The following is a 19,343-nucleotide window of genomic DNA, read 5'->3' on the forward strand; positions in this document are numbered from 1 at the left end:
TCTCGCCGCCGTACGAAGGCAGCCCGTCGCCGTTACGGAACTGGCCTCATCGGACGTCGGCCGTGGTGGCGCAGGCACGGCCGTACGCTGCGAAAATGGACACCGGATACGCCTGGGGCATCGACCAACCGCCTGATCCCGCTGTGGCCAGGGCCGCCGACACGGACGCGGATGGCTTGACACCGGAGCAGCTGCCGGAGGTACGCGAACTGACCGCGCGGGGCTGGCAGTTGGCCCCCGATGCTCCGATGCTGGTCTTCCTTCCCGCGGTGTGGCCCCCGCAGCTGCGCACCTGGGTGCCGGACCGGGCAAGCCGCTACGAGACCTGGACTGAGCTGGACCCGAAGACGTACGAGGTGCTGCGGGAGCGGACCGTGCGGTCAAGCTGGGAGTCCCGCAACGAGGTCGAGAACGACAACGATGCCCTGCTGGCCGACGCGGGCATCACCGGCCGGCCTCGGGGCCGGCTGTGGCTGCTGAAGCCGCCGCCCGGGTTCGCCTCGATCGACGACTTCCTCGCCGAACTCAGCCGGCGCGCTGATACCGCCGGCATCGACGGGGCGTGCAGCCCGGAATACGTACGGCTCACCCGGAACGTGCTGCGAGAAGTGACCGCCTGAGGAACCGTGGGCACGACGGTACCTGCGATTCTGACGGCTGACCGGCACTACCACCCCGTCCTGACTAGACGCAGGACGCTGGGCATGACCAAGACTGTCTTCTGCCCCGCAGACCGGCCGATCCTTGCCGCAGGCAAATACCACCATCGGCGGGAGGCGCGTCGAGGGCATCGGCGACGGCGCCACCGCCAAGCACGCCGACGGGCTACGCGCGAAGTTCGAACGACTCGTGGCCCCACCAGATCGTGGTCGAACCCGAATCAGGCAATCGGGCGGTTGGACAGCGGGAAGTTTGGCTCAGCTTTCGGTGACCTCAGCGGTCACGTTGCTGTGCTCGCGGGTCGAAGCTGGTTGATTCGGGCTGCCGCAGCAATCACGCTGAGGATGCCGGTCAGCGCGAGCGCGATGACGGTGGCCGCCAGTGGGTTAGCGATCTGGTTGGCCAGCGGGTACATGTGATCGGCCGCGAACAGCACGTTGGCGCTGCCCGGATCGGGGAGCGTGCTCAGCACGTTGTCCAGGGTGTTCACCGTGCAGGCCAGGAGGGCCGGTAGGCCGAGCAGCAGGATCAGCCGCCGTGCCGGCCGTGAGGTGCGGGCGATCCGGTGAGCCATCCAGGTCATCGCCTGCCACACCACGATCAGTCCGATGAGAAACCCGGTGACCGCGCCGGCGAGCACGCCGCGAGGCTCGACCGGGTAGGCGCCGACCGTGACACCAGTCTGGTTGTCGTATCCGGACACGCGCAACAGCACCCCGTCTCGAGAGGCCCAGAAGACTCCGCGCGCGCTGTTCACGTCGTCCTGGCTGCTGGCTCCGACCTGGTTGAGGGCGCCGGTGCGCCAGCCCGCGCTCGTCAGTTGCTGGTGAACGTCGGCCAGGACGGCCGATGTGTCGGTGACCTGCTCGTAGATCCGGCTCCGGCCCATCGGCGCCGGCCGCCCGCCGCCCCAGCCCTCCATCGCGAAATCCTGGAACTCGCCGTACGTGCGGTAGGCGTAGGCCATGTCGAGGAGGTTGCCGCCCGGGAGCTCGTAAGCGGACGAGGCCGGGCGGCCGACCAACTCGTCGCTGAAGGCGGCAAGGTCGGGTTCCTCGGGGTTGGCGAGCGCCCAGACGGCGAGGGCGCCGGCCCCGCTGAGCACCACGGCCGCCCAGATCGCGACGAGGCCGGTCGCGAGCCGGCCGATCCAGGTGGGCGGCACGAACCGGTACCGCAGACCGTTCACCAACAGGTGGGCCGCCTCGCCGCGCGATGGCCGGACCTGCCCCGGTTCGGCCGCGTCGAGCAGAGTGGTGAGGATTTCCGGTCCGCGTTCGCGCCGGTAGAAGCCGGGGTACGCCCAGAGCAGACGACGGTAGGCGCGCTCCAGGTCACGCATGCCGAACACCCCCGGTGAAGCCGAACGCCTCGCGCAGCCGGGACGTGGCCACCTGGGCGTTCGACTCAAGCCGTGCCACCGCGGCTTCGAGCGCCGCCCGGCCGTCGTCGGACAGCACGTAGTAGCGACGCAGCCGCCCACCCACGGCCTCTTCCCGGTCGACGGCGATCAGGCCCTCCGCACTGAGCCGGTCCAGCGCCGCGTACAGCGTCCCGGCCTTCAGCTTCACCCGCCCGTCCGACAGCTGATCGACGGCCTGGATGATCCCGTAGCCGTGCAGCGGGGTGGCGCGCACCAGCGCGGTCAGGATGAAAAACGTCGGTTCCTGCATCGCCATGACCGGAACTATAGACCATCTTTATATACAGCTCACCTGAATGTAGACGACTGCCGGCGTGTCGGCCCCTCGCGGCGACACGTGCGGCTTCGGCAGATGGCTGGGGCGATAAGGCAGAGAGGGTGGCGCAATCGGGTTGGGCGTTGGGTCTCACTCGCGGGTCAGCCCCGGTGGCAGCGCGTCTTCGTCGAGTCGGACCTGACGGGCGTTGGCCAGGGGGTCACGTTCGAGGGTGCGGATCAGTTGTTCCGGGCCGCCGAGGCAGGTCCAGGTGTCGTCCCAGAGGGCAGAGACCAGCCATGACCGGTCGGCCGGGAAGAACAGGTCGGGTAGCGCGCCGTGCGGATGGCGGATGTGCCCACCGGTGCGCCAGGTGAGGGCTTGCTCGGGGCCGGCCTCGACCAGCACGTACGGCCAGTTCCAGTAGAGGAACACCCTCCGAGCGTGCGGGAAGACGACGTCGTGGGCGCCGGTGTCGAGGTATGCCAACCACCACGGCTGGTCGGGGGTGTGCGCGCCGAGGTCCTCGACCAGGGCGTGCTCGTAGGCGGCGGCGGTGACTTCGTCGGTCTGGTACGTGGCGGCATAGGCGTCGAAGACCGGCGGGATGGCGGTGGTGATCGAGACGCCGGCAGTCGTGTTACCAGCGATCCAACCCACGTCGGCGGCGGTCCCGATGCGCCAGTCCCGCCCGTCCTTGCTGATCTGCACACCGCTATTCAAGCCGCTGCAACGACGGCTGGCGTGGGAATCAGCCTGGTCGCGGGATCGGCGGCCGGTGGACCGGCGACCATGGGCAGCCATGCTGTACGCCTGCCCAGCGCTCGATGGAGCGCTGATGCTCGCAGGTCTCGCACATCGTGTCCGAGGCGCAGGCTGGCGACGGCGGGAGGCTGGGGTCGCCGTGCCCGCAGGGGCCGGGAGTGGGTATGGCTGTGTGTGTTCCGCCGTGATCGTGGCTGAACTTCGAGGTGCCGCCCGCTCTCGCCTTGCGGACGGGCTGGTTGAACGGGCGCGGCCCTGGTGGCCGTAGACCCTGATGCCCGGAGGCGGTGGGTATGGCTGCGTGTGTTTCGCCCAGATCGCTTGGCTCACGGTAGGAGATGCCACCCGCCGCTTCGTCGTCTGCGAGATTCGGTAGACCGCTGATGGAGACCCGCGACCTGCGTTCGCATCGTTAGAAGATGCCGGCAAACCCGAATCCCAGACGAGGCACATTCGAGCAAACCGACCGACGAAGGAGAGCACGACGGTGGCGAAGCTGTGGATCGGCGTGGACATCGGCAAGACCCACCACCATGTAGCCGCCGTCGACGGCGACGGCCAGCTCGTCTACTCCCGCCGGGTCGCCAACGACGAAACCGCCCTCCTGGCGGTCATGGCGGAGGTGTCGACGCACGGCCGGCCGGTGTGCTGGGCGGTCGACGTCACCACCGGCCTGTCCGCCCTGCTGTTGACCCTGCTGTGGCGGCGGCAGGTCCAGGTCCGCTACGTCTCCGGCACCGTCGCGTTCCACATGGCCGCGGCGTTCGCCGGAGAGAACAAGACCGACGCCCGCGACGCGGTCGTCATCGCCCAGACCATCCGTATGCGCCCCGACATTCCGATCCTGGAACCCTCCGACCGGCTCCTCGCCGAACTCACCGTCCTGACCAGCTACCGCGCCGACCTCGTCGGGCAGCGTGTCGCCACCCTGTTCCGGTTGCAGGAGCTGCTCACCGGGATCAGCCCTGCCCTGGAGCGGGCGGTGGACCTGAACCGCAAAGCCCCGATGATGGTCCTCGCCTGCTGGCAGACACCGGCCGCGATCCGCCATGCCGGCGTCGACCGGATCACCGCCCTGCTCCGGCGCGGGCACGTCAAGAACGCAGTCCAAGTCGCCGAGGCGATGGTCGCCGCCGCCCGGCAGCAAACCGTCACCCTGCCCGGCCAGCGTGCCGCCGCCGTGGTCGTCGGGCAGATGGCCACCGAGATCCTCGCCATCGACCAACGCATCGCCGCCGTCGACGACCTCATCGCCGAACAGCTCGACCAGCACCCCCTCGCGCCGATCATCGGGAGCCTGCCCGGCATGGGCCCACTACTGACCGCCGAACTACTCGTCCACACCGCCGGCATGACCGAATACGACAGCCCCACCAAACTCGCCGCCCACGCCGGCCTGGCACCCGTCTCCCGCGACTCCGGAACGGTCTCCGGCAACCATCGGCAGCCCCGCCGCTACCACCGCAGGTTGCGGCACATTCTCTGGATGGCCGCATTCACCGCTGCTCGAGAATGCCCCACATCGCGCTCCTACTACGAAAAGAAACGCGCCGAAGGCAAGAACCACCGTCAAGCCATACTCGCCCTCGCGCGACGACGTGTCGACGTTCTCTGGGCACTCATCCGCGACCGCAAAACCTTCATCCGACCGGCACTAGCGATCCGCGCGGCTGCCTGAACCAGACTGCTCCCCGTCGGCGAGACCGTGATCCCGCCGGCTACTCCACCGTGCCCGCCAAGATCAACCGGAGTCACATTGAGACTCCGGGTGTGGTCCTGGGCTGGGCGAACGGGGTTCTGGGGAACGTGGGTGAACGCGGGCCACTCCCTGCCACCCCAGGTGAACCCCCAGGTCGCTAGACTAGGCCCTCGCGCCCTCGTAGCTCAGGGGATAGAGCATCGGTTTCCTAAACCGTGTGTCGCAGGTTCGAATCCTGCCGGGGGCACCAGGTCAGGTGTTTGATCAACGATCACTGTGCCGCCTTCCGGAGCTTGCGTGCCCGATCGCCTCGCCGAGATCTGCTGCAGCAACGCGGTTGTGTGAGCGGGACTGACAGCAGCGGCCACCCTCGCTCGTCGCTGACCCGTTCGAAGAACTGCAACAGGTCGTCCTTGCTGACCCCGAATTCCGCACAGACGCCAACGGCCGCCACTAGATGAACCTGGCCTTGAACTGGCCGGAGGCGCGAGGCAGGCGCCGGATGCGGGGCGCTCCTACGACCGACTGACATGGTCTGCGGTCGACCGTAGGTGACACGGCGAGCCATGCCAGAGCCTGCCACCCGCCATGGACAAAGCCGCAACAGGCACCCGCATGCCCTTCTCACATCACCTGATCGACACCGTAGACGGCCTGTGCGTGCGTGTACCCCTCGAATTCCAACTGCTTGATCAGGCCCGAACGAGAGAACGGCTGGGTGTCGAGGTAGTCCTTCGCCATCTTGGCAGCCTGTTTCTTGTAGTCAACCTTCAGAGAATCCACGGCCTGGGTTGCGATCTTCCTCGGGTAGCCCTCGAACTCCAACTGCTTGATCAGGCCGGAGCGGGAGAACGCTTGATATTGCAGGTAGTCGGAGGCGGCCCTGATGGCGTTCTCCTGCTCTACGGACACCTTCGGCTCGGTCGGCGCCTTGGTGGTGGCCTTCGGCTTCGGCTTCGGTGTTGTTGTCGTAGGAGCTGCGGTGGTGGGTGTTGGGGTAGTGGGTGCTGCGGTGGTGATCTCCACCGACGGTGCTGCTGTAGGGCTTTCTGCCGGGACGGACGCGGCAGCGGTCGCCTCCGCGGCGGCGCTCCTTGCGGGGGGTGAGTCGCCACCGCCGACTGCCGCAGCGATGGTCACTCCGCCGCAGCAGAGCACCAAGACACCGCCGACGGCCGCTGCGATGATGAGCCGCACGGGGCGCTTCTTCGGAGGCTGCTGCAAATGCGTAGCTGGGTAACCGGGGGGCGGCGGAGCGCTGTAGCTCACTGATGGGACCCTTCGGGAGACTGTGCGTAACCGCGTATACGGCGAGTCTGCTCAGCCGGGCCATCTATAACCATCCCCGCTTCAGCCGATGATCTCCTCAGCCGTTGCTGGTGGAATGTCGTCCGACCGCTGACGCGTTCTGCTGCATGAGTTGGCCGGCGCGGGACGTGCGGTTGCGATTGCCGTACGTCACTTCGTTCCCGACGGGACGGCAGCGTCCACCCGTGTAGAGGACGCGCGAAGGGGCTCCGTCTCGGAATCGTTGCCGGTCAGTGCGGAAGCGGGTGAAAACCCTGCCGGCGGTGCCTGCATTCACTCATTTCCCGACCGTTCGTCGCGGTTCTGATCATGGCCGGGGCGGCGGGGCACGCTCTGTTCGGCCGTCCCGGCTCACGTGCTCACCCGGGGTTCCAGCGGCGAGTAGGCGACTCTCCCGGGCCAAAACGAGCAAGGTGACAGTGCCCGTCGCGAGGTGCCAGGTGAGGTGGGCGGCCAGATAGCCGATGCGCACACGGTCAAGTCCGAGCCCGGCGACAAGAGTTGCGCATGCTGACCATCCGGCGAGGTGATCGGGGCCGGTACGACGACGCCTGGAGCGGTAGGTTGCACGTCGATGTTTCTCGTCTTCTTCGCACTTGTGCTGCTCGCTCTGGCCTGGCCGGTGTTCGCGGCCGCTGCCCTCGTGTTCGTGGTGGTCGCACTGTTGGCGCTCCGTCGCGACCCGCACCTCCGGGGCAGGGCATGGGCGCTGAGGCGGGCGGGATGGTTCCTGGCCGCCGGTGCGGCGTTCACCGGGGCCGCCGCTTACGGTCGCGGGTTGGCGGCGACGACCTTCGGGATCCTGGATCCCGATGACGCTTGCATGCTGCGGCGGCCGGAAGGCTACAGCCACCGCATCGGCGCGTCGGCTGACGGGTCGTCGAGCATGTGGCCGCTGCGCGACACCACGTGCGGCCCCGACCTGGTGCCCGGTTACGTCAATCCCCTGGTGGCCGGGTCGGCAGGGCTGTTCGTGGTGCTCCTGGCGGTCCTGATCCTGGCGGAGGTCAGGTCCCGGCGGCTGCCGGACGGCGACGCAGCCCGCCGGTGACAGTGGCCGCGACGCGGCGCGCCGGCGACATTGGACGACGAACCGGCGACGAGGCGGTGACGGGGACGGCCCCGCGTCCGGCCGGAGCTCGGGCGCGGGGCCGGCGGGTCAGCGGACCAGCGCTGCCACCAGCGTCCCGATGCAGGCGACGACGGCGGCGATGATCGGACTGAGCGTCTTGATGTACGCCAGGATGAGCCGGTGCCGGTCGGTCGGCTCGGCAACGGTTTCGTCCTCGTCCTCTGGTGTCTCGAAGTCTGACCCGTGAGGGATTACAGTCAACGTGACTCCTTCCGTTGCAGCGGTGGAGTCGAATGCGGCGTCCGGTGGCAGCCGGGCGCCGCCCTCTGTGCGAGGCGACGCTGTGCCGTTCGACGGTTCGAGCATCCTCCCGCCGGACAGCTAGCACAAGAGTGGGCAATTCACTGTCGGGTACCTGACAAGCAGATGCATCGCATCGAGAAAATTTCGGTGCCACCTCTTGCCAAATGCAATTTTCCGTGAACGAGTTCTACCGAACGTGACCAATCCGAAGCTTACGGTGAGCAGTCGTGTCGGCAAGCGCGCCGACTACGAGACGAGGAAGCCGGTGGAGGGGCGGGTCAGGACGCCGGTCATCGGGAAGCGGGTGGAGCCGTTCCACCAGTGCCACACGACGCGCTCGGTGCCGTCGGCGGCGTCGAAGACGTCCATCCCGCCGGGGCCCTGGTGGTTGCCGGGGAGGTCGCGGATCGGATTGAGTCCGGCGCTGCCGGTGTAGCCGAAGAAGGGCCGGGACACGCCTTCGCGGATGGGGGTGCAGCGGGAGCCGGGCAGGGGAGTCGCGCCGCAGCGGGCGATGCCGGTGGAGTAGCGCGCGCTGTCCCAGTTGTTGCCCGAGTACATCAGGTACCAGTCGCCGTCGGCGGCCTTCCACATCGCCGGGTTCTCGACTACGTGCGTACCGCCGCTGATCTTGGCGGTGTCCCAGGTGATGTCGGTGCTCTTGAGCATGTCCCGGCGGGTGTCCCAGATCGCGCGGCCCTCACTGTCGGTGCGGACCGTGGAGATGCCGGTCTCGGCGCCGGAGGCGATGGCGTCGTCCCGGTAGGTCACGTACAGGTTCCCGCCGGCCACGAAGGGGTTCGCATCGAGTGCCCACCGCCCGGCGTCCGGGCACGCCCACTCGCCCTGGTTCTGGAAGGGGCCGCGGGCGCTGTCGGAGACGGCCCGTCCGATGCACTTCTGGCCGGAGCCCTTGCGGGAGGCGGTGTAGAACATGAAGAACCGGTTGCCGAAGCGGGCGACGCCGGGTGCCCAGACCGCGCCGCCGGGCTCGGCCCAGGCGCCCGGGCCGGACGGCAGCGCGTCGTGCGAGGCGCAATCGGCCATGCCGACGCTGCTGCCGGAGCCATGGACGAGGACGGGTACGTACAGCCTGCCGGTCGCGCCGCAGCGCGCGCCGGTCCCGGCGCCGACTGTGGTGCCGTAGGTGACGTAGGTGCCGTCCTTCGCCAGCAGGGTGTCCGGGTCGGCCAGCGGGAAGGTGGACGAACTCGCCAGCGTGGACAGGTCGCTGCCGGGCGCGGCCGTGGCGGGTGTTGCCGCTGTGGTGGTCATCAGGGCGGTCGTCACGAGCGCGACGAGCGCCTCGCGCAGTCGTAAAATTCTCACCGCTCAGCCTCCATCGATGAAGGTAATTGTCGACGCGAGGCTATCGACGGTGAGTGATCGAAGTCAATGAATCAATGCGACGCGAGGTGCGTGGGTCGGGCCGGGAGCCGGTAGATCGACACGTGGGAGCGCGATTCGGCGGTGAACTCCGCGCCGGACCAGTCCGCGTACCGATGCTCCAGGGTGAAGCCGGCCAACTCGCCCATCAGGTCCAGCTCGGACGGCCAGACGTAGCGGTGCGGGCTGCGGAAGACGCGCGCCTCGCGGCCGTCGCCGAACTCGAAGTGGTGCGAGACGAGGTGTTGCCGCAGCACGTCGTAGGTGTCCACGCCGACGTATCCGGGCTCGGTAGCGAAGACCGCCGCCCGCTGGCCGGGCGGCAGTACGCGCAGCTCCGGCGCCTCCAGCTCGATCACGAACCGGCCGCCGGGCTTGAGGTGGCGGGCGGCGTTGCGGAAGCACGCCACCTGTTCGGCCTGTTCGAGCAGGTTGGAGATGGTGTTGTAGACGAGGTAGACCAGGCTGTACTCCCCGGGTGAGGTGGCGGTGGCCATGTCGCCGATCACCACCGGGATCGTCGCCGCATCGGCCTTCGTCCGCAGTCGCTCCACCATCGGTACGGAGAGTTCGATGCCGCTGACCCGCACGCCGCGTCCGGCCAGGGGGACTGCCACCCGGCCCGTGCCGATGGCGAACTCCAGCACCGGCCCGTCGCCGGCGAGCGCGGCGAGCCGGTCCACGGCCGGGTCGAGCACCTCCGGCGCGAACATCCCCGTGCCCGGTGTGTCGTACCGCTCGGCGGTCTCGGCGTTCCAGATCTCGTCCTGGCGCATCCGCTCACCATGGCGATCGGCGCCGGACGCTGTCGACCGCATTTCACCGTCGAGCCCGGTTCCGGAAGGCCCGAACCCGCTGCGGAGCCGCTGTTACGCTCCGTCATGAGGGCCGCGTGGTCTGGTGAGCCCTCCGGTCCGGGCCCTCCAGGTCGGTGCCAGGGTGCGTCGGTACCCTGCTAGTTCTGGCCTGTCCGCGACGACATGAGGTATTCGTGAACGATCTTCGAGTGGTGGCGTTCGACCTGGACGACACCCTGGCGATTTCCAAGTCCCAGATCGATCGTCGGATGGCGGAGCTGCTCGGCCACCTGCTCACCGAGGTGGACGTACTCATCATCTCCGGTGGTCGGTTCGAGCAGTTCCAGTCGCAGGTGCTGGCCCACCTCGACCTCACCGAGCAGCAGCGCGAGCGGCTGCACCTGATGCCCACCTGCGGTACCCGGTACTACCGCTGGTCCGACGGGGACTGGCGGCAGGTCTACGCCGAGGATCTGAGCGAGGCCGACAAGGCGCGTGTCGTTGCCGCGCTGACCGAGTCGGCGCAGGCGCTGGGTCTGTGGGAGGCGAAGACCTGGGGCGACATCATCGAGGACCGGGGCAGTCAGATCACGTTCTCCGCGCTGGGTCAGTCCGCCCCGCCGGCGGAGAAGTACGGCTGGGACCCGGACGGCGACAAGAAGCGGCGGCTGCGGGACGCGGTCGCGGCGAAGCTGCCCGACCTGGAGGTCCGTGGCGGCGGCTCGACCTCGATCGACGTCACCCGCAAGGGTGTGGACAAGGCGTACGGCATGCGGAAGCTGCTGGAGCACCTGGACCTGACCATCGACAACGTGCTCTTCGTGGGGGACCGGCTGGACGTGGGCGGCAACGACTACCCGGTCAAGGCCATGGACATCCGCTGCCACGCGGTCACCCGGTGGGAGGACACCGCCGACTACGTGGAGCGGCTCGTCGACGACCTGGTGAAGCAGCGCGCCGGGCGCGCCTGACCGACGTGCGACGCAGAGCCCACCGGTTCCGGAACCGGTGGGCTCTGGCGGTATCGACGGTGATGAGGTAGGAACAGCCGAGAGAGCGCTCTCCCGTCCCATCACCGAACAGGCAGGCAGATGCGATCACCCGACCCCTCCCGCCGCCGTTTCCTCACGCTCACCGCCTCCGCGGCCTCGCTCACCGCCCTCGGCCTCCCGGCCGGCGCCGCCGCCGCGTCCCCGGCCGCGCGCCCGGCACGCGAGCCCGACTTCGGCCCCAACGTCTTCGTGTACGACCCCGGCACGCCGGTGGAGGAGATCCAGTCCACGCTGGACCGGTTGTTCACCGCCCAGGAACGCAACGAGATGGGCTTCGACAGGTACGCCGTGCTGTTCAAGCCCGGCCGCTACGAGGTGGACGCCCGGCTCGGTTACTACACGACTGTCGCCGGTCTCGGCGCCCACCCGGACGACGTGGAGATCCACGGCGCGGTCCGGGTGGTCGGGCAGCCCGACCCGAACTCGCCGGCCGGCATCTCCGCGCTGACCAACTTCTGGCGTTCGGCGGAGAACCTCGCGGTCACCCCGACCGACTGGTCGAATCAGTGGGCCGTCTCCCAGGCGTCGCCGATGCGCCGGGTGCACGTCAAGGGTGTGCTGTGGTTGGAACCCGGCAACGGCGGCTACTCCAGCGGCGGCTACATCGCCGACTCCAAGGTGGACGGCATCACCATCAACGGCTCCCAGCAGCAGTGGCTCACCCGCGACAGCGAGCTCGGCGGCGAGTGGACCAACGGCGTGTGGAACCAGGTCTTCTCCGGCGTGATCGGCGCGCCCGCGCATGGCTTCCCCGACCCGCCGTACACCACGCTGCCGACCAGCCCGGTGACCCGGGAGAAGCCGTACCTGTTCGTCGACGCCCGGGGCGCCTGGCGAGTCGCCGTACCGCGTCTGCGCCGGAACACCGCCGGCACCACCTGGGCCACCGGCGGCGCGCCGGTGCCGTCGCTGCCGCTGTCCGCGTTTTTCCTGGCCCGGCCCACCGACTCGGCGAAGCGGATCAACGCGGAACTGGCCCGGGGCCGGCACCTGCTGCTCACCCCCGGCGTCTACCACCTGGACCGGGCCCTGCGGGTACGCCGACCGGACACCGTCGTGCTCGGCCTCGGCATGCCGAGCCTGGTGCCGGATCGCGGGGACGCGGCGCTGCGGATCGAGGACGTGGACGGGGTCCGCATCGCCGGGGTGCTGGTGGACGCCGGGCCGGTCGAGTCGCCGGTGCTGGTCGAGGTCGGTACGCGGCACTGCCACCGGTCGCACGCCACGAACCCGATCTCGCTGCAGGACGTCTTCTTCCGCATCGGCGGCCCGTACGCCGGGCGGGCGGTGACCAGCCTCGTGGTGCACAGCCGGCACACGCTGATCGACAACATCTGGGCCTGGCGCGGCGACCACGGCCGGGCCGGCACGATCGGCTGGACCGTGAACACCGCCGCCACCGGCGTGATCGTCAACGGCGACGACGTGACCGCGTACGGGCTCTTCGTCGAGCACTACCAGCGCTGGCAGACGATCTGGAACGGCGAGCGCGGCCGGACCGTGTTCTACCAGAGCGAGCTGCCCTACGACCCGCCCAGCCAGGCGGCCTGGCGCAGCCCGACCGGCAACGGCTGGGCCTCGTACAAGGTGGCCGATCACGTCCGCACGCACGAGGCGTGGGGACTGGGCGTCTACTCGTACTTCAACCAGGGCGTGGACATCCGCTGTGACAGGGGGATCGAGGCGCCGCGCCGGGCCGGGGTGCGGTTCCACGACGCGATCACCGTGTTCCTCGACGGCAGCGGCGGGATCGAGCGCACGATAAACGACGTCGGGACCCCGGTCGTCGGCTCGTACGGCACCAGCACGGTAATCAGCTACCCGTGACGTCAGCGGCGGCCCGGCCGGGTGATCCGGCCGGGCCGCCCGGCTCACCCGGCGAGCTGGTCGACGCGGGAGAGCACCTGGTCGATCAGGCCGTACTCGCGGGCCTCCTCGGCGGTGAACCAGCGGTCCCGGTCCCAGTCGCGCTGGATCTCCTCCAGCGTGCGCCCGCTGTGCCGGGCGATGAGCTCCTGCATGGTCCGCTTCACGTGCAGCATGTTCTCGGCCTGGATGGTGATGTCGGAGGCTGTGCCGCCCATCCCGCCGGAGGGCTGGTGCATCAGGATCCGGGTGTGCGGCAGCGCGAACCGCTTGCCGGCCGTCCCGGCGCAGAGCAGGAACTGCCCCATCGAGCCGGCGATCCCGAGCGCCAGCGTCGCGACGTCGTTCTTGACGTACCGCATGGTGTCGTAGATGGCCATGCCGGCGCTCACCGAGCCGCCGGGCGAGTTGATGTAGAGGAAGATGTCCCGCTCCGCGTCCTCGGCCGCGAGGAGCAGGATCTGCGCGCAGATCTGATTCGCCGACGCCTCGGTGACCTCGGTGCCGAGGAAGATGATCCGTTCCTTCAGCAACCGCTCGAAGACCCGGTCGTCGAACACCGCCTGCCGATCGTCGAGCATCCAGATGCCACCCATCACCGCGCACCTCCGTACCGCCGGTGGGCGGTGGACCGCCCGGGAACCCGGCGGTCTCCAGCGTCCGCCGGGCGCACGGTCGCGGCCCAGGCTTTCTGCCCGGGGCAGATCCGCCCTCGGCAGAAGCTACGCGGCGACCGGCCGCCGCCGGCCCGCGCGGGCCCGCCGCCGGGCCAGCGTGACGGAGGTACGCGGACGGGGGCGGGCGGTCGGGGCGGAGGGAGCCGGCCAGATCCGGATGCCGCCACCGAACCCGATCGGCGTGGCGGCGCCGAGGGGCGCGCCGAGCGGCGCCGGCCCGGGGCCCAGGGGCCGCAGCGTGCCGCCGAGCAGCGGCGTGGCGGTGACCGGCCGACGGGCGACGTGCGGCCGGAGCGAGACGGCGGGCCGGCGGGACACGGGCGGCCGGGACGACACGGCCGGACGGCGCGTGACGGACAGCCGGGGCGGGCCGACCCGCAGCTGCGGCCCGGTGCGTGCGACCGGCACCCGGTCGAACCGGGCCGCCGAGACTCCGGGGACGACCGGCGTCGGCCGCTCGCGGCGCAGCTCGTCACGGGCTTCTTCGAGCAGGTCGGCGAGGTGGATCCCGAGCGCCCGGCAGATCGCGGCGAGCACCTCGGAGGAGGCCTCCTTGCGTCCGCGCTCGACCTCGGAGAGGTAGGGCAGGGAGACGCCGGCGGCCTGGGCCACCTCGCGCAGCGTGCGGCCCTGGCGCAGGCGGATGCGCCGGAGCACCCCGCCGATCACCCGTCGCAGCAACGACATGCCGGCCTCCTCGCGGTCGGGCGCCCCGGACTTACCCATCATGCCCTCTCCACGCCTCCGGCAGCGGCCCCGACGGGTTCCGATCGTCACCCGGCGGGCCGCGTCCCCGCGTACCCGTTATCTTGTGGGCGTGCAGGTGGCGGAGCAGGACCGACGGTGATCCATTTTCCCGCGCAGCGGCGAGGGCCGCTGAGCGCGCTGAGCCTGCGCCTGCTCGCCGCTCTCGGCCTGGTCTTCGCCACGGTGTTCGTGGTGTGGCTCGACCGCGACGGCTACCGCGACGTCGACGACAGCGGCCTGAGCCTGCTCGACTGCTTCTACTACGTGGTGGTCTCGCTCTCCACCACCGGGTACGGCGACATCACGCCGGTCAGCTCGTCGGCTCGACTGGCGAACGTCCTGTTCGTCACCCCCGCCCGGGTGCTTTTCCTGATCATCCTGGTCGGCACCACCCTGGAAGTCCTGACCGAGCAGTACCGCACCGGGCGTCGCCTGTCGCGGTGGAGGAGAACCGTGAAGGACCACGTCATCATCTGCGGCTACGGCACCAAGGGCCGCAGCGCGGTCTCCGCCCTGCTGGAGAACGGCACGGACAAGTCCAAGATCGTGGTGGTCGAGCGCAGTGGCCCGGCGCTTCGGCAGGCCACCTCGAACGGCCTGGTGACGATCGAGGGCTCGGCGACCCGCTCGTCGGTGCTGGAGCAGGCGCACGTGCGTACCGCCAAGTCGGTCATCATCGCGACCGACAGCGACGACGCCTCGGTGCTGGTGGCGCTCACGGTCCGGCAGCTCACCGCCGGTCAGGTGCGGATCATCGCGGCGGTACGCGAGGCGGAGAACGCGCCGCTGCTCAAGCAGAGCGGCGCGCACCACGTGATCGTCTCGTCGGCCACGGCCGGGCGGCTGCTCGGCCTGTCCACCTCGGCCCCGCCCCTGATCGACGTGGTGGAGGACCTGCTCACCCCGGGGCAGGGCATGGCGCTGGCGATGCGGTCGGCCGAGCGCGACGAGGTGGGCCGTTCTCCGCGTGAGCTGGAGTCGCTGGTCATCGCGCTGGTCCGCCGGGGCAAGGTGGTCACGCTCAACGACCGTGCCGGCGCGGTGATCGAGACCGGCGACATGCTGGTCCACGTCCGCGACGACCGGCCGCAGGCCACCACGGCGCTCTGACCCGGCCCCGCTGAGCGCCGGCGGTCAGCAGGCGCCCGGGCCGCCCTCCGCCATCACTTCGCCGCAGGTCGACGACCGGCCCTGGGTGGCCCGTCGCAGCAGGTCGTAGAGCAGGTCCCGCTCGCCGGGCGCCAGCGCGCCGAGAACTTCCTCCTCGGCTCCGGCGAGCGCGCACTCGGCCTCGCGCAGTCGCTTCGTGCCCGCCTCGGTGAGGCGTACCTCGTGCCGGCGGCGGTCCTCCGGGGAGCGGCGGCGCTCGGCCAGGCCGTCCGCCTCCAGGTCGTTGAGCAGCCCGACCACGTTCGTGCTGTCGAGCTGGAGCGTGCCGGCGAGCGCCTGCTGGCTGATGCCGCCGGAGTCGCGCAGCACGGTGAGCGCCACCAGGTGGCGGGGGCGCAGGCCCAGCGGGGCCAGCACCGACTCCGAGCGCAGCCGCATCCGCCGGGCCAGGTGGTCGAGCAGGGGCCCGGAGCGGCGCTCGGACTCCTCGACCGGTGCGGCGGACATGTGACCCAGTTTACGCGCTCCGAGGAACATCGACCTGCTATAAATAGTTGGTTCTACACGAACGATCGTCGGAGGAGGAATCACCAATGGCACACCTACTGCACATCGACTCCAGCATCACCGGGGAGCGGTCGATCAGCCGGCGGCTCACCGCCCGCGCGGCCGCCGCCTGGCGCGCCGCCCACCCGGACGGCACCGTCACCTACCGGGACCTGGGACAGAACCCGCTGCCGCACCTGAACACCGCGAGCGGCCTCGCGCGCATGGTGCCGCCGGACCAGCACACCCCCGATCAGGCGGCGTCCTGGCGGCTGACCGAGGAGGTCGTGGCCGAGGTGAAGCAGGCCGACACGGTCCTGCTCGGGCTCCCGCTCTACAACTACGGCGCGCCCAGCAGCGTGAAGTCCTGGGTCGACCACCTGATCGCCCCCGGCATCGCCTACGACCCGGTGACGAACGCCGGGCTGCTCGGCGACCGCCAGTTCGTCGTCCTGGTCAGCCGCGGCGGCGGGTACGGCCCGGGCACCCCGCGCGAGGGCTGGGACCACGCCGAGCCGTGGCTGCCGCACGGCCTGTCCCTGACCGGCCTGGAGCCGCGGTTCATCTGCGCCGAGCTGACCCTGGCCCCGGTCAACCCGGCGATGGCCGAGCTGATCCCGCTGTTCGAGCAGAGCCTCGCCGCGGCCGAGCGGGCCGTCGACGACCTGTGGGTGCCCGCCTCGGCGGCCGCCTGACCGGGCTGCGTCACACGCGAGAGGGCGGGCCGCTCCACGGGGGAACGGCCCGCCCTCTCGCGTGACGCGTCAGCGGCGGATCAGAGGATCGTCCAGGTGTCGCCGCTGCCGAGCAGCGCGGCGAGCTGCTGCTCCGGGGTCTTGTCCACGCTCGCCTTGGCGGCCGCGACCTGCTCCTGCACCACGCTGTCGTAGGAGGGGCGGCCCACCGACCGGAACACGCCGATCGGGGTGTTGCTCAGATCCAGGCCGGGCAGCCGGGACAGCGCGAACGCGTACGCCGGGTCGGCCACGCCCGCGTCGTGCACCACGATCTCCTCGGCCGGCGTGTTCGCGGTCTCCCGGACCTCCAGGCCGAAGCCGCCCGGCGGGTGGACGACGCAGAACTGCCCGTCCTTGCCGAACGTGATCGGCTGCCCGTGCTCCAACCGGATCAGGAAGTCGTCCCGGGTGGCCGGCTCCTTCAGCGTGTCGAACGCGCCGTCGTTGAAGATGTTGCAGTTCTGGTAGATCTCCACGAACGCGGAGCCCTCGTGCTGGGCGGCGGCCCGCAGCACCGACTGGAGGTGCTTGCGGTCCGAGTCGATCGTCCGGGCCACGAACGTGGCCTCGGCGCCGAGCGCCAGCGACAGCGGGTTGAACGGCGCGTCCGCCGAACCGACCGGCGTCGACTTGGTGATCTTGCCGACTTCGGAGGTCGGCGAGTACTGGCCCTTGGTCAACCCGTAGATCCGGTTGTTGAACAGCAGGATCTTCAGGTTGACGTTGCGGCGCAGCGCGTGGATCAGGTGGTTGCCGCCGATGGAGAGCGCGTCGCCGTCACCGGTGACCACCCAGACCGACAGGTCCGGCCGGGACACCGACAGGCCGGTGGCGATCGCCGGGGCACGTCCGTGAATCGAGTGCATCCCGTACGTGTTCATGTAGTACGGGAAGCGCGACGAGCAGCCGATGCCCGAGACGAAGACGATGTTCTCCCGGGGGATGTTCAGCTCCGGCATGAAGCCCTGCACGGCCGCCAGGATGGCGTAGTCGCCGCAGCCGGGGCACCAGCGCACCTCCTGGTCGGACTTGAAGTCCTTGGCGGTGAGCTTGAGGGCGACGGGCTCAGACATTCTTCAGGACCTCTTCCAGCATCGTCTCCAGCTCGGCGGCGGTGAACGGCAGACCGCGGACCTGGTTGTAGCCGATCGCGTCGACCAGGTACTTCGCCCGGATCACGTGGGCGAGCTGGCCGAGGTTCATCTCCGGCACGACCACCTTGTCGTACCGGGCCAGCACCTCGCCGAGGTTGGCCGGCATCGGGGCCAGGTGCCGCAGGTGCGCCTGGGCCACCGAGTGCCCGCGCTGGCGCAGGCCACGGCAGGCCGCGCCGATCGGGCCGTACGTGGAGCCCCAGCCCAGCACCAGCACCCGGGCGTCGCCGTCCGGGTCCTCCACCTCGACGGCCGGCACCGGGATGGTCTCGATCCGGGCCGCGCGGGTCCGCACCATGAAGTCGTGGTTGGCCGGGTCGTACGAGATGTCGCCGGTCTTGTCGGCCTTCTCCAGGCCGCCGATCCGGTGCTCCAGACCGGCCGTGCCGGGCACCGCCCACGGGCGGGCCAGCGTCTGCGGGTCGCGCAGGTACGGCAGGAAGGTGGTGCCGTCCTCGCCGTTGGGCTTCGTGGCGAACTCGACCCGCAGGTCGGGCAGCGACTCCACGTCCGGCAGCAGCCACGGCTCGGAGCCGTTGGCGACGTAGTTGTCCGACAGCAGGATCACCGGCGTGCGGTAGGTCAGCGCGATCCGGGCCGCCTCCAGCGCCGCGTGGAAGCAGTCCGACGGCGACTTCGGCGCGATCACCGCGACCGGCGCCTCGCCGTGCCGGCCGTACAGGGCCATGTTCAGGTCGGCCTGCTCGGTCTTGGTCGGCATGCCGGTGGACGGCCCGGCCCGCTGCACGTCGACGATGACCAGCGGCAGCTCCAGCGCCACCGCGAGGGAGATCGTCTCGCTCTTCAGCGCCACACCGGGACCGCTCGTCGTGGTGACGCCGAGCGAGCCGCCGTACGACGCGCCGAGCGCCGCACCGACCGCGGCGATCTCGTCCTCGGCCTGCATGGTGACCACGCCGAACTTCTTGTGCTTGCTCAGCTCGTGCAGGATGTCCGAGGCCGGCGTGATCGGGTACGCGCCGAGGAACACCGGCAGCCCGGAGCGCACCCCGGCGGCCACCAGGCCCAGCGACAGCGCCGCGTTGCCGGTGATGTTCCGGTAGGTGCCGGGCAGCATCTTGGCCGGCTTGACCTCGTACCGGACGGAGAAGTCCTCGGTGGTCTCGCCGAAGTTCCAGCCGGCCCGGAACGCGGCCACGTTCGCCGCCACCAGCTCGGGGCGGGCCGCGAACTTGCGCTCCAGGAAGCGCAGCGTGGACTCGTACGGGCGGGAGTACATCCAGCTCAGCAGCCCGAGCGCGAACATGTTCTTGGCGCGCTCGGCGTCCTTCTTGGAGACGTCGTGCTCGGCCAGCGCGCCGATCGTCATCGAGGTGAGCGCCACCGGGTGCACCGCGTACCCGTCGAGCGAGTCGTCGTCCAGCGGGCTGGTCGCGTAGCCGACCTTCGCCAGGTTGCGCCGGGTGAACTCGTCGGTGTTGACGATGATGTCCGCCCCGCGCGGCAGGTCGGCCAGGTTGGCCTTGAGCGCGGCCGGGTTCATCGCCACCAGCACGTTCGGCGCGTCACCCGGGGTCAGGATGTCGTAGTCGGCGAAGTGCACCTGGAAGCTGGAGACGCCGGGAAGGGTGCCGGCGGGGGCGCGGATCTCGGCCGGGAAGTTGGGCAACGTGGAGATGTCGTTGCCCAGCTGCGCCGTCTCCGACGTGAACCGGTCGCCGGTGAGCTGCATGCCGTCGCCGGAGTCCCCGGCGAACCGGATGACCACCCGGTCCAGTTGACGGATCTGCTTGGTCACACCCGCACCTCGCTTCGCTGAGCGCC

General features: G+C 70.1%; 19 protein-coding genes and 1 tRNA gene. 8 read left to right on the top strand and 12 right to left on the bottom strand.

What is annotated here, in order from left to right; translation table 11 throughout:
* Window positions 1-95 precede the first annotated feature (95 nt).
* Window positions 96-620, top strand: coding sequence for a DUF5956 family protein (locus tag KBX43_RS09315; protein WP_210884096.1), 525 nt, complete (start codon window positions 96-98; stop codon window positions 618-620).
* Between the two features lie 320 nt (window positions 621-940).
* Here the strand turns inward: KBX43_RS09315 and KBX43_RS09320 are convergent, their stop codons facing one another.
* The 3 genes from KBX43_RS09320 to KBX43_RS09330 form a co-directional block, all read right to left on the bottom strand.
* Window positions 941-2,002: a hypothetical protein gene (locus tag KBX43_RS09320; protein WP_210884098.1), complete on the bottom strand. Its 1,062-nt coding sequence runs from the start codon at window positions 2,000-2,002 to the stop codon at window positions 941-943.
* On the bottom strand, window positions 1,995-2,333 hold the full coding sequence (locus KBX43_RS09325; protein ID WP_210884152.1) for a PadR family transcriptional regulator: 339 nt from the start codon (window positions 2,331-2,333) through the stop codon (window positions 1,995-1,997). Before KBX43_RS09325 ends, KBX43_RS09320 begins: the two co-directional genes overlap by 8 nt.
* Before the next feature lie 156 nt (window positions 2,334-2,489).
* On the bottom strand, window positions 2,490-3,050 hold the full coding sequence (locus tag KBX43_RS09330; protein WP_210884100.1) for a hypothetical protein: 561 nt from the start codon (window positions 3,048-3,050) through the stop codon (window positions 2,490-2,492).
* Window positions 3,051-3,591: 541 nt separating this feature from the next.
* Between KBX43_RS09330 and KBX43_RS09335 the strand changes: the two genes are divergently transcribed.
* Both KBX43_RS09335 and KBX43_RS09340 read left to right on the top strand, forming a co-directional pair.
* Window positions 3,592-4,782, top strand: a complete 1,191-nt coding sequence (locus KBX43_RS09335; RefSeq protein WP_210884102.1) for an IS110 family transposase — start codon at window positions 3,592-3,594, stop codon at window positions 4,780-4,782.
* A 195-nt stretch (window positions 4,783-4,977) separates the two neighbouring features.
* Window positions 4,978-5,053, top strand: a tRNA-Arg gene (locus KBX43_RS09340).
* A 374-nt stretch (window positions 5,054-5,427) separates the two neighbouring features.
* Here the strand turns inward: KBX43_RS09340 and KBX43_RS09345 are convergent.
* Window positions 5,428-6,000, bottom strand: coding sequence for an Ltp family lipoprotein (locus KBX43_RS09345; protein WP_198033303.1), 573 nt, complete (start codon window positions 5,998-6,000; stop codon window positions 5,428-5,430).
* A 685-nt stretch (window positions 6,001-6,685) separates the two neighbouring features.
* On the opposite strand from KBX43_RS09345, the gene KBX43_RS09350 reads away from it, so the two are divergent.
* Window positions 6,686-7,162: a hypothetical protein gene (locus KBX43_RS09350; RefSeq protein WP_043326959.1), complete on the top strand. Its 477-nt coding sequence runs from the start codon at window positions 6,686-6,688 to the stop codon at window positions 7,160-7,162.
* 108 nt (window positions 7,163-7,270) lie between these two features.
* Here the strand turns inward: KBX43_RS09350 and KBX43_RS09355 are convergent, their stop codons facing one another.
* The 3 genes from KBX43_RS09355 to KBX43_RS09365 form a co-directional block, all read right to left on the bottom strand.
* Window positions 7,271-7,444 carry a hypothetical protein gene (locus KBX43_RS09355; protein ID WP_013283846.1) on the bottom strand — a complete coding sequence of 58 codons (174 nt, stop codon included), beginning with the start codon at window positions 7,442-7,444 and terminating at the stop codon, window positions 7,271-7,273.
* 288 nt (window positions 7,445-7,732) lie between these two features.
* Window positions 7,733-8,815: a family 43 glycosylhydrolase gene (locus tag KBX43_RS09360; protein WP_307851490.1), complete on the bottom strand. Its 1,083-nt coding sequence runs from the start codon at window positions 8,813-8,815 to the stop codon at window positions 7,733-7,735.
* 71 nt (window positions 8,816-8,886) lie between these two features.
* Window positions 8,887-9,648 (bottom strand): class I SAM-dependent methyltransferase, encoded by a 762-nt coding sequence (locus KBX43_RS09365; protein WP_210884111.1) that lies wholly within the window; start codon window positions 9,646-9,648, stop codon window positions 8,887-8,889.
* Window positions 9,649-9,863: 215 nt separating this feature from the next.
* On the opposite strand from KBX43_RS09365, the gene KBX43_RS09370 reads away from it, so the two are divergent.
* On the top strand, window positions 9,864-10,640 hold the full coding sequence (locus tag KBX43_RS09370) for an HAD-IIB family hydrolase (RefSeq protein WP_104115129.1): 777 nt from the start codon (window positions 9,864-9,866) through the stop codon (window positions 10,638-10,640).
* 120 nt (window positions 10,641-10,760) lie between these two features.
* Entirely contained in the window at window positions 10,761-12,548 is a 1,788-nt protein-coding gene (locus tag KBX43_RS09375; RefSeq protein ID WP_210884113.1) for an adenylyl cyclase, read from the top strand.
* 44 nt (window positions 12,549-12,592) lie between these two features.
* Here the strand turns inward: KBX43_RS09375 and KBX43_RS09380 are convergent, their stop codons facing one another.
* Both KBX43_RS09380 and KBX43_RS09385 read right to left on the bottom strand, forming a co-directional pair.
* Window positions 12,593-13,183 carry a ClpP family protease gene (locus tag KBX43_RS09380; RefSeq protein ID WP_043326952.1) on the bottom strand — a complete coding sequence of 197 codons (591 nt, stop codon included), beginning with the start codon at window positions 13,181-13,183 and terminating at the stop codon, window positions 12,593-12,595.
* 126 nt (window positions 13,184-13,309) lie between these two features.
* A complete protein-coding gene (locus tag KBX43_RS09385) occupies window positions 13,310-13,951 on the bottom strand; it encodes a helix-turn-helix domain-containing protein (protein WP_043330676.1) in 642 nt (213 codons plus the stop codon).
* A 156-nt stretch (window positions 13,952-14,107) separates the two neighbouring features.
* Here KBX43_RS09385 and KBX43_RS09390 point away from each other — a divergent pair, with 156 nt between their 5' ends.
* Window positions 14,108-15,121: a TrkA family potassium uptake protein gene (locus KBX43_RS09390; protein WP_043326951.1), complete on the top strand. Its 1,014-nt coding sequence runs from the start codon at window positions 14,108-14,110 to the stop codon at window positions 15,119-15,121.
* A gap of 24 nt (window positions 15,122-15,145) precedes the next feature.
* On the opposite strand, the gene KBX43_RS09395 is transcribed toward KBX43_RS09390, so the two are convergent.
* Complete coding sequence (locus tag KBX43_RS09395) at window positions 15,146-15,628, bottom strand: MarR family winged helix-turn-helix transcriptional regulator (RefSeq protein ID WP_174536704.1); 483 nt, start codon at window positions 15,626-15,628, stop codon at window positions 15,146-15,148.
* A gap of 86 nt (window positions 15,629-15,714) precedes the next feature.
* On the opposite strand from KBX43_RS09395, the gene KBX43_RS09400 reads away from it, so the two are divergent.
* Window positions 15,715-16,362, top strand: a complete 648-nt coding sequence (locus KBX43_RS09400; protein ID WP_104115126.1) for an FMN-dependent NADH-azoreductase — start codon at window positions 15,715-15,717, stop codon at window positions 16,360-16,362.
* An 80-nt stretch (window positions 16,363-16,442) separates the two neighbouring features.
* Here KBX43_RS09400 and KBX43_RS09405 read toward each other — a convergent pair whose 3' ends face one another.
* A complete protein-coding gene (locus KBX43_RS09405; RefSeq protein WP_043326944.1) occupies window positions 16,443-17,477 on the bottom strand; it encodes a 2-oxoacid:ferredoxin oxidoreductase subunit beta in 1,035 nt (344 codons plus the stop codon).
* A complete protein-coding gene (locus tag KBX43_RS09410) occupies window positions 17,470-19,317 on the bottom strand; it encodes a 2-oxoacid:acceptor oxidoreductase subunit alpha (protein ID WP_113972096.1) in 1,848 nt (615 codons plus the stop codon). Before KBX43_RS09410 ends, KBX43_RS09405 begins: the two co-directional genes overlap by 8 nt.
* Window positions 19,318-19,343 lie beyond the last annotated feature (26 nt).

It is taken from the genome of Micromonospora sp. C41 (assembly GCF_018070485.1).
Taxonomy (GTDB): domain Bacteria; phylum Actinomycetota; class Actinomycetes; order Mycobacteriales; family Micromonosporaceae; genus Micromonospora; species Micromonospora chalcea.

Coding starts and splice junctions, on each gene's coding strand:
- KBX43_RS09315 (WP_210884096.1), top strand. CDS start 96: ATGGACACCGGATACGCCTGGGGCATCGACCAACCGCCTGATCCCGCT.
- KBX43_RS09320 (WP_210884098.1), bottom strand. CDS start 2,002: ATGCGTGACCTGGAGCGCGCCTACCGTCGTCTGCTCTGGGCGTACCCC.
- KBX43_RS09325 (WP_210884152.1), bottom strand. CDS start 2,333: ATGCAGGAACCGACGTTTTTCATCCTGACCGCGCTGGTGCGCGCCACC.
- KBX43_RS09350 (WP_043326959.1), top strand. CDS start 6,686: ATGTTTCTCGTCTTCTTCGCACTTGTGCTGCTCGCTCTGGCCTGGCCG.
- KBX43_RS09365 (WP_210884111.1), bottom strand. CDS start 9,648: ATGCGCCAGGACGAGATCTGGAACGCCGAGACCGCCGAGCGGTACGAC.
- KBX43_RS09375 (WP_210884113.1), top strand. CDS start 10,761: ATGCGATCACCCGACCCCTCCCGCCGCCGTTTCCTCACGCTCACCGCC.
- KBX43_RS09380 (WP_043326952.1), bottom strand. CDS start 13,183: ATGGGTGGCATCTGGATGCTCGACGATCGGCAGGCGGTGTTCGACGAC.
- KBX43_RS09385 (WP_043330676.1), bottom strand. CDS start 13,951: ATGTCGTTGCTGCGACGGGTGATCGGCGGGGTGCTCCGGCGCATCCGC.
- KBX43_RS09395 (WP_174536704.1), bottom strand. CDS start 15,628: ATGTCCGCCGCACCGGTCGAGGAGTCCGAGCGCCGCTCCGGGCCCCTG.
- KBX43_RS09400 (WP_104115126.1), top strand. CDS start 15,715: ATGGCACACCTACTGCACATCGACTCCAGCATCACCGGGGAGCGGTCG.
- KBX43_RS09405 (WP_043326944.1), bottom strand. CDS start 17,477: ATGTCTGAGCCCGTCGCCCTCAAGCTCACCGCCAAGGACTTCAAGTCC.